Origin of the sequence: Streptomyces sp. RP5T (assembly GCF_003933965.1) — a bacterium.
In the GTDB taxonomy this organism is placed as follows: Bacteria; Actinomycetota; Actinomycetes; order Streptomycetales; family Streptomycetaceae; genus Streptomyces.
On sequence record NZ_RSAJ01000993.1, the window covers coordinates 1 to 1786 of the forward strand.

3 protein-coding genes are annotated in these 1786 nt (G+C 73.7%); 1 reads left to right on the forward strand and 2 read right to left on the reverse strand.

Annotation, left to right across the window (positions count from 1 at the left end; genetic code table 11):
• Positions 1-355, forward strand: a 355-nt coding sequence (locus EHS43_RS43810; protein WP_260471000.1) for an acyl-CoA dehydrogenase family protein, incomplete at its 5' end; no start/stop codon positions are given.
• Between the two features lie 100 nt (positions 356-455).
• Here the strand turns inward: EHS43_RS43810 and EHS43_RS43815 are convergent.
• Together EHS43_RS43815 and EHS43_RS43820 are read right to left on the reverse strand one after the other, a co-directional pair.
• The gene (locus EHS43_RS43815; protein WP_125195972.1) at positions 456-785 is read right to left on the reverse strand and encodes a rhodanese-like domain-containing protein; all 330 of its coding nucleotides are present in this window, start codon (positions 783-785) and stop codon (positions 456-458) included.
• 57 nt (positions 786-842) lie between these two features.
• Positions 843-1658, reverse strand: coding sequence for a J domain-containing protein (locus tag EHS43_RS43820; protein WP_125195971.1), 816 nt, complete (start codon positions 1656-1658; stop codon positions 843-845).
• Positions 1659-1786 lie beyond the last annotated feature (128 nt).

Sequence of the window (1786 nt, forward strand, 5' to 3'; positions counted from 1 at the left end):
GTTCGGGTTCCCGGTCGCCACCTTCCAGGCCGTCGCCGTGCAGGCCGCCGACCGTTACATCGACCTGCGCGCGATGGAGGTCACGCTGTGGCAGGCCGCCTGGCGGCTCGCCTCGGGAGCGCGGGGGACGCTGCCGGTCGCGGGGGACGTGGCGGTGGCGAAGATCTGGGCGTCGGAGGGGGTGCGCAGGGTGGTGCAGACGGCCCAGCATCTGCACGGCGGGTTCGGCGCCGACGTCGACTACCCCCTGCACCGGTACCACGCCTGGGCCAAGCAACTGGAGCTGTCGCTCGGTCCGGCGGCGGCGCACGAGGAGGCGTTGGGGGATCTGCTGGCGGCGCATCCCCTGGGGTGAGGGGCAGCACCCCGGGCACGTCGGGCGTCCGGCGGGCGGCCTGGGCGGCGGAGACGGCTGCGCGCCCGCCGCCCGGGACTGCCGACGGCTGGGACCCGTCCTAGAGCACGAAGCCCGGCCGGCCGTCGTCGGTCACCACGGGGCGGCCCGCCTCGGCCCACAGCTGCATCCCGCCGTCGACGTTCACGGCGTCGATGCCCTGCTGGGCCAGATACATCGTGACCTGCGCCGAGCGACCGCCGGACCGGCAGATCACATGCACGCGGCCGTCCTGCGGGGCCGCCTCGGTCAGCTCGCCGTAGCGGGCCACGAACTCACTGATGGGGATGTGCAACGCCCCTTCGGCGTGACCCGCCTGCCATTCGTCGTCCTCCCGGACATCCAGCAGGAAAGCGTCGTCCTTGAGGTCCGTGACCTGCACCGTGGGCACACCAGCACCGAAATTCATGAGGCCGACGCTACCTGACGCCCCGGGGGAGGCGGCCGGTCACTCCTGCGCGAGCAGCTCGCCGAGCTCCGCCTCGCGCGTGGAGACGTCGGCCAGCAGCTTCTCGGCGATCTCCTCCAGGAGGCGGTCCGGGTCGTCCGGTGCCATCCGCAGCATCGAGCCGATCGCGCTCTCCTCCAGCTCCCGCGCGACCACCGAGAGCAGTTCCTTGCGCCGGGCCAGCCATTCGAGGCGGGCGTAGAGCTCCTCGCTGGGGGTGGGGCCCTGCTCCGGCGGCTTGGGGCCGGCGGCCCACTCCTCGGACAGTTCCCGCAGGAGGGGCTCGTCGCCGCGGGAGTAGGCCGCGTTGACCCGGGTGATGAACTCCTCGCGACGCGCCCGCTCGGTGTCGTCCTGGGCGAGGTCCGGGTGGGCCTTGCGGGCGAGCTCGCGGTAGAGCTTGCGGGCCTCGTCGCTGGGACGCACCCGCTGCGGGGGCCGCACCGGCTGTTCGGTGAGCATGGCGGCGGCCTCCGGGAACAGGCCCTCCCCGTCCATCCAGCCGTGGAACAGCTCCTCGACGCCGGGCATCGGCAGCACCCGGGCGCGGGCCTCCTCCGCCTTGCGCAGATCCTCGGGGTCGCCGCTGCGGGCGGCCCGGATCTCGGCGATCTGCGCGTCCAGCTCGTCGAGGCGGGTGTACATCGGGCCGAGCTTCTGGTGGTGCAGGCGGGAGAAATTCTCCACCTCGATGCGGAAGGTCTCCACCGCGATCTCGTACTCGATGAGCGCCTGCTCGGCGGCCCGCACGGCACGCTCCAGCCGCGCGGTGCCTGCGGCGGCTGTGCCGGGGGGGTCGGTTTCCGGGGACGTCATCCGGACAGCGTAACCGTGTCCGTGTGAGGCGGGCGCCATCCGGGGTGCCGGGTCAGGCCGTCGGGCGGGTGCCGGACGGCGGGGGCTGCACGCGCAGTTCCCCGCGCCCCTCGGGGTGGGTGCAGGCA